Raw genomic sequence first — 4,630 nt, 5'->3', positions numbered from 1 at the left:
ACACCCGTTCCCATACCGAACACGGAAGTTAAGCTTCTCAGCGCCGATGGTAGTTAGGGGCTGTCCCCTTGTGAGAGTAGGACGTTGCCGGGCGATAGAATATTCTATTAGTGTTATTCCGCGGTAGCTCAGTGGTAGAGCAATCGGCTGTTAACCGATCGGTCGTAGGTTCGAATCCTACCCGCGGAGCCATAAGGAGAGCTGTCCGAGTGGCCGAAGGAGCACGATTGGAAATCGTGTAGGCGGGCAAAACCTGTCTCAAGGGTTCAAATCCCTTGCTCTCCGCCATAATTATTTTGTTTAGGCCCCTTGGTCAAGCGGTTAAGACACCGCCCTTTCACGGCGGTAACACGGGTTCGAATCCCGTAGGGGTCATTATTTGGAGGATTAGCTCAGCTGGGAGAGCACCTGCCTTACAAGCAGGGGGTCGGCGGTTCGATCCCGTCATCCTCCACCATGATTTTTTGCAAAGCAAAAGATTTCCTATAATATTATCGCGGGGTGGAGCAACGAGTGTTACTTCATCGAATAAACTGCGAGTTGTACCGATTGAGCTGCATCTTGAATCAGCTTACTGAAATCGGGACAGTCATATGGGGATTTAAGAGCATGGAAAAAATTCATAAATAATATTATCGCGGGGTGGAGCAGTCTGGTAGCTCGTCGGGCTCATAACCCGAAGGTCGCAGGTTCAAATCCTGTCCCCGCAATCAAGGAAGCTTATATTTCCTTTCATTAGTTTTACTTTGGTCCGGTAGTTCAGTTGGTTAGAATGCCTGCCTGTCACGCAGGAGGTCGCGGGTTCGAGTCCCGTCCGGACCGCCATTATAGTAAAAGAATTGGCTCAGTAGCTCAGTCGGTAGAGCAATGGACTGAAAATCCATGTGTCGGCGGTTCGATTCCGTCCTGAGCCACCATTTTTTCATAATGTATGGCTTTAGCTTGGAGGGGTAGCGAAGTGGCTAAACGCGGCGGACTGTAAATCCGCTCCTTCGGGTTCGGCGGTTCGAATCCGTCCCCCTCCACCATATAGTTTATTTATGATAATATAGGGGTATAGTTTAAAGGTAGAACGAAGGTCTCCAAAACCTTTGGTGTGGGTTCGATTCCTACTACCCCTGCCAATTTCATAATGGCGGTCGTGGCGAAGTGGTTAACGCATCGGATTGTGGCTCCGACACTCGTGGGTTCGATTCCCATCGATCGCCCCATACATATTGGGCTATAGCCAAGCGGTAAGGCAACGGACTTTGACTCCGTCATTCGTAGGTTCGAATCCTGCTAGCCCAGCCATTTGCGGAAGTAGTTCAGTGGTAGAACACCACCTTGCCAAGGTGGGGGTCGCGGGTTCGAATCCCGTCTTCCGCTCCATATTGTTTTTGGCGGCATAGCCAAGTGGTAAGGCAGAGGTCTGCAAAACCTTTACCACCGGTTCGAATCCGGTTGCCGCCTCCAGATGATTTTCACACGTTATTTAGAATAACGTTTTTTTATTTATGGGACTAATTAATTTGTAACATGGAATATACGAGTATGATAAGATTTAATCTATATGATTAAGTCTTTTTTTATAAATTGAAATAATTGAAGATTTCAATTAAACGCAATTTTAGGGGTTGTGGATTATGAACATTGAAGATATTTATGGCAATTTGCCAGTTTTAGAAACACCAAGGTTAAAACTAAGAAAGGTTACAATGGATGATATAGAGAATATGTTCTCCTACGCAACAAATGATGAAGTATCTAAATATGTGACCTGGGATACACATAAAACGATGGCAGATACCGAAGAGTTTATCCAGTTCGTTCTGCAGCAATATGAAAGCCATAAGGTTGCACCATGGGCTATTGAATACAAGGAAACCGGTCAAATGATAGGAACCATCGACTTCGTCTGGTGGAAGCCGTCACAGCATACTGCAGAAATAGGATATGTGATTTCTCCAGAATATTGGGGAAAGGGCATAACGACTGAAGCTGCAAAAGCCCTCGTTCAATTTGGATTCGCCAACATGGATTTGGTTCGTATACAGGCTAGATGTTTTGTAGAAAATATCGCCTCGCAGCGAGTGATGGAGAAAGCTGGTATGACTTATGAGGGCACCCATAGAAAAGGAATGTGTGCAAAGAATAGGTTTTGGGATATTAAGATGTATGCCATTTTAAAGGAAGATTTTTTTCAATAACTAGGAAACAAGTAATCTATTTTTGGGGTGGAGTTTGATTGAGTTATCAAGAAAATGAATTGACTATAAGACCAATTAAAGATGATGATTTAGAAAGATTGTGGGAGCTTATCTTCAAAGAGGAATCCCCTGAATGGAAAAAGTGGGATGCCCCATATTATGAACTTAAACAAATATCATTTGAAGAGTTTTGGGAGCAGAGGGCTACCTTTGCCAATCCAGATAATCGTTGGGCTATTGTGATTGCTGGAGAGGTTATCGGAACCGTAGGCTACTATTGGGAGCATGAGCCTTCTAAATGGCTCGAAATGGGGATTGTCATTTACGACCCAAAATATTGGAGTGGTGGTTATGGGACCAATGTGATACGCCTGTGGATTAATCATTTGTTTCATACCCTGCCTCTCGTTCGGGTAGGCTATACTACATGGTCAGGAAATGAAAGAATGATCAAAGTAGGAGAAAAGCTCGGCATGAAAATGGAGGCAAGGATTCGCAAGGTTCGATATTATAATGGTGAGTATTACGATTCTATCCGAATGGGCTTGCTTCGGGAAGAGTGGGAAATGAATCAAATTTTCCACAAAGATAGATAAATTTCATTCCTAAAAAAGCTCATTTTCAATTGACAACAACTAAATATCATGATAAGATATTCTTTGTCTTGAGATACTAAATTGTTGTTCTAGAATAACAATTGTTCCACAGGACATTGATATCATGCCGGTGTGGCGGAATAGGCAGACGCGCACGACTCAAAATCGTGTTCCGTGAGGAGTGTCGGTTCGACCCCGACCACCGGTATCAAAAGAATAAAGTAGGTTCGTTTTAATAAAGTTTAAAAGCTCACAAACGTTGATACACAAATGTTTGTGGGCTTTTTTATTTGATATGATTCCGATAGAAAAAGATAGGAATTGATTTTGAATTACACAAAAATTACACATTACTAAATTTGTTTTACACAAGTTTTTACACAAATTTTTATGATTGAGAGAATGAGGTGAACTTTAATGAATAGTGAAGAGTTTGAAATAATAATGAAACAGCGTCCACATGTGGTTTTACTTGGAGCGGGAGCAAGTGTTGCTGCTATCCCGAACGGAGATAAAAAAGGTAAGCAGACATCAGTAATGGCTGGTTTTATTGAAAAATTAGGAATGACAGATAGTATTAATGAAATTAGACTGCAGACAGAAAGTGATAACCTTGAAGATATATACTCAGAATTGAAAAGTCGTCCTGAGTGTGAAGCTATTACTCTAGAACTAGAGAAAAAAATCTATAGTTATTTTTTTGATTTTGAAATACCAGATGAACCAACTATTTATGATTTCATGCTCCTGAGTTTAACAAAAAAAGATTTAGTTGCTACTTTTAATTGGGATCCCTTACTTCTTCAGGCATATAAGAGAGTATACCAGTATACTGATAATTTACCCAAATTAGCTTTTTTACATGGGAACGTTTATGTTGGTATCTGTCATGAACATAAACGCGGTGGTCTTATTCAAAACAATTGTCCGATCTGTGGGAAATCCTTTGAACCTACAAATTTATTGTATCCTGTAAAGGAAAAGGATTATACTAACGACATCTTTATAAGAGATAATTGGAATATTACTAAGCATTATTTGAAGAGTGCATATATGTTTACGATATTCGGGTATAGCGCACCTAAAACTGATGTTTCTGCAATTGAATTGTTGAAGGAAGCTTGGGGTACGGTGGAAAAAAGAAATCTTGAGGAAATTGAAATTATTGATATTAGACCGGAGGAAGAATTGAGAGAAACGTGGGATGAGTTTATACATACACATCATTATAAAACCCATACAGACTTATTTAGTTCTTCATTAGGAAAGTTCCCTAGACGTACATGTGAAGCAACATTTGATATGTTAATGAATGTGAAATGGTTAGACGGTTCAAAAGGATTTAAAAATGAAATGAGCTTCGAGGATATCGGAACATACATCAATAATTTATTGGTTGAAGAAAATAAGAGGGGGAAAATTTTGAGCAACCCATATTTAGCAAAAATTAATAGTTAAGACATAATAAATAACGGGAAGTTGTCCTTATAAACAAGAAGCCTGATAAATCAACGATTATCAGGCTTTTTAAGATACTTACAAAAGTTTATGTTGTGAATCTTGTTCTTCGGATATAGGTACATTTAATCGTACATTTCAGTAAAAGTATCAACAGCAAGCTTATCATTTTTTTCCTTTGATTCCTTGAGAAGATGAGCATATCTTTTTAAAGTAGTATCAATGTCTTTATGGCCTAAACGCTCACTTACATACTTAACATCTACCTTTTTATATAATAAAACACTGCCATGTGTATTTTGCAAGAAAAAAGTACATAAAAATGCAATAAAAAATGCAGAAGCTTGCCAGCCTTATTTAAAGTGATTATGATTGACGGGATAGTGC

General features: G+C 39.8%; 3 protein-coding genes, 14 tRNA genes and 1 rRNA gene. All 18 read left to right on the top strand.

Annotated features, from left to right (window positions below; translation table 11 throughout):
- Positions 1-93 (top strand): 5S ribosomal RNA (gene rrf / locus J2S07_RS21525); the annotation flags it as partial.
- 24 nt (positions 94-117) lie between these two features.
- Positions 118-192: transfer RNA gene (locus J2S07_RS21520), tRNA-Asn, on the top strand.
- A gap of 3 nt (positions 193-195) precedes the next feature.
- Positions 196-288, top strand: a tRNA-Ser gene (locus J2S07_RS21515).
- A 15-nt stretch (positions 289-303) separates the two neighbouring features.
- Positions 304-375, top strand: a tRNA-Glu gene (locus tag J2S07_RS21510).
- A 6-nt stretch (positions 376-381) separates the two neighbouring features.
- Positions 382-457 (top strand) — tRNA-Val (locus tag J2S07_RS21505).
- A 179-nt stretch (positions 458-636) separates the two neighbouring features.
- Positions 637-710: transfer RNA gene (locus tag J2S07_RS21500), tRNA-Met, on the top strand.
- Between the two features lie 38 nt (positions 711-748).
- Positions 749-825 (top strand) — tRNA-Asp (locus J2S07_RS21495).
- A gap of 16 nt (positions 826-841) precedes the next feature.
- Positions 842-917: transfer RNA gene (locus tag J2S07_RS21490), tRNA-Phe, on the top strand.
- 27 nt (positions 918-944) lie between these two features.
- Positions 945-1,028 (top strand) — tRNA-Tyr (locus J2S07_RS21485).
- A 22-nt stretch (positions 1,029-1,050) separates the two neighbouring features.
- Positions 1,051-1,124 (top strand) — tRNA-Trp (locus J2S07_RS21480).
- A gap of 11 nt (positions 1,125-1,135) precedes the next feature.
- Positions 1,136-1,211, top strand: a tRNA-His gene (locus J2S07_RS21475).
- Positions 1,212-1,218: 7 nt separating this feature from the next.
- Positions 1,219-1,293: transfer RNA gene (locus J2S07_RS21470), tRNA-Gln, on the top strand.
- A 3-nt stretch (positions 1,294-1,296) separates the two neighbouring features.
- Positions 1,297-1,371 (top strand) — tRNA-Gly (locus J2S07_RS21465).
- 10 nt (positions 1,372-1,381) lie between these two features.
- Positions 1,382-1,455: transfer RNA gene (locus J2S07_RS21460), tRNA-Cys, on the top strand.
- Between the two features lie 170 nt (positions 1,456-1,625).
- Positions 1,626-2,189 (top strand): GNAT family N-acetyltransferase, encoded by a 564-nt coding sequence (locus tag J2S07_RS21455; protein WP_307152419.1) that lies wholly within the window; start codon positions 1,626-1,628, stop codon positions 2,187-2,189.
- Positions 2,190-2,227: 38 nt separating this feature from the next.
- A complete protein-coding gene (locus J2S07_RS21450) occupies positions 2,228-2,785 on the top strand; it encodes a GNAT family N-acetyltransferase (protein ID WP_307152418.1) in 558 nt (185 codons plus the stop codon).
- 126 nt (positions 2,786-2,911) lie between these two features.
- A tRNA-Leu gene (locus J2S07_RS21445) sits at positions 2,912-2,993 on the top strand.
- A 209-nt stretch (positions 2,994-3,202) separates the two neighbouring features.
- A complete protein-coding gene (locus J2S07_RS21440; RefSeq protein WP_307152417.1) occupies positions 3,203-4,243 on the top strand; it encodes an SIR2 family protein in 1,041 nt (346 codons plus the stop codon).
- The last annotated feature ends 387 nt before the right edge of the window (positions 4,244-4,630 follow it).

Origin of the sequence: Anoxybacillus andreesenii (assembly GCF_030813005.1) — a bacterium.
In the GTDB taxonomy this organism is placed as follows: domain Bacteria; phylum Bacillota; class Bacilli; order Bacillales; family Cytobacillaceae; genus Robertmurraya; species Robertmurraya andreesenii.
Note: the sequence above shows the minus strand (reverse complement) of the source record. Positions and strands in the feature narration are given on the sequence as shown.

Coding starts and splice junctions, on each gene's coding strand:
- J2S07_RS21440 (WP_307152417.1), top strand. CDS start 3,203: ATGAATAGTGAAGAGTTTGAAATAATAATGAAACAGCGTCCACATGTG.
- J2S07_RS21455 (WP_307152419.1), top strand. CDS start 1,626: ATGAACATTGAAGATATTTATGGCAATTTGCCAGTTTTAGAAACACCA.